Source organism: Bathymodiolus platifrons methanotrophic gill symbiont, from assembly GCF_002189065.1.
In the GTDB taxonomy this organism is placed as follows: Bacteria; Pseudomonadota; Gammaproteobacteria; order Methylococcales; family Methylomonadaceae; genus Methyloprofundus.
This window is the reverse complement of record NZ_BDMN01000611.1, coordinates 1-1,012: the sequence shown is the minus strand read 5'-3', so window position 1 is coordinate 1,012 and position 1,012 is coordinate 1. Positions and strand designations below refer to the sequence as shown.

Here is a 1,012-nt window from a genome sequence, read left to right as displayed (position 1 = left end):
GAAAAACGTTAAACTATGACACCCCTCATGCTGTGTTTTTTCATAAGAATAAACGTGAGGCCGCATGATTACAGGAATTGCACTTCAGAGTTGAATCCACCTTTTGATTTAAGACGGCTTGCCCGATTAAACAAAGAACAGGATCAACCACTTTGGACTATGAGCCGAGCTACTACATGGCGAATGGTTAAAGGTGTTATGGCTAGAGCTGGCATAAAAGGCAAGCAAGCTACATCCAAGGGATTGAGGCATGGTTTTGGTATAGCTATGCTATCAGGTGAAAAGGCGTTACCTTTAAATATTTTGCGTGATTTGATGGGGCATTCCGACACAAAAATCACTGAAATCTATACCAGTGCGATAGGAGCAGAAAAAAGAAATATGGTGATGAACGCATGGCAGTAGAAAATACGCTATCAGCAGGTGCAATATTGGCTTCAAAACGAAAAATTGAAACCAAGATATGCCCTGTTTGCAAAGAAGAGTTTGAAGGCATTAAGAAAGCTAAATTTTGCTCTAATAAATGCCGTCAAAAAGACAAATATCAAAGAAATAAATTGACACAATAGCGTTATTGTATTAAAATAAGCCATACTTAATTAATCTTAAAGGGGAACTGAACAATGCCAAAACTAGATAGACTAAAGGAAGAGTTATCTTATGTAAGATATTACATATCTGTAGCAATAGCAATAACAGTAGCCGTAGCTATTACAGGCTGGTTAGTTATGAATATTGATACAGCTACATGGTATCCAATTATTGGCGGTTCTGCTGCTGTTGTTGTTTTTTAATGTTTTCTTTATTTTCACTCGACATAAAAGAGTTGAACAATTATTACAGGAGCTTGAAGATGCTTAATCAAATATTTGTAGGTTTAGCGGTACTTTCAGTGGTTATACTTTTTGGCTATTTAGCTCTATGGAGCTGGAAAGACATGAAAAATCACGAGCCAAAATAGCGGGGTTCTGTCGCATAAAGTTCACTTCTCCGCGTTACCTGCTATCATGAG

Annotated in this window: 3 protein-coding genes; all 3 read left to right on the top strand. The window is 37.4% G+C overall.

Annotated features, from left to right (window positions below):
- The first annotated feature begins 90 nt into the window (after positions 1-90).
- The 3 genes from CDZ78_RS20945 to CDZ78_RS22515 are packed head-to-tail and all read left to right on the top strand — an operon-like array spanning position 91 to position 794.
- Positions 91-405, top strand: coding sequence for a tyrosine-type recombinase/integrase (locus CDZ78_RS20945; protein ID WP_167374442.1), 315 nt, complete (start codon positions 91-93; stop codon positions 403-405).
- A complete protein-coding gene (locus CDZ78_RS22520) occupies positions 396-569 on the top strand; it encodes a hypothetical protein (RefSeq protein ID WP_167374441.1) in 174 nt (57 codons plus the stop codon). Before CDZ78_RS20945 ends, CDZ78_RS22520 begins: the two co-directional genes overlap by 10 nt.
- A 54-nt stretch (positions 570-623) precedes the next feature.
- Positions 624-794 (top strand): hypothetical protein, encoded by a 171-nt coding sequence (locus CDZ78_RS22515; protein ID WP_167374440.1) that lies wholly within the window; start codon positions 624-626, stop codon positions 792-794.
- Positions 795-1,012: the final 218 nt, after the last annotated feature.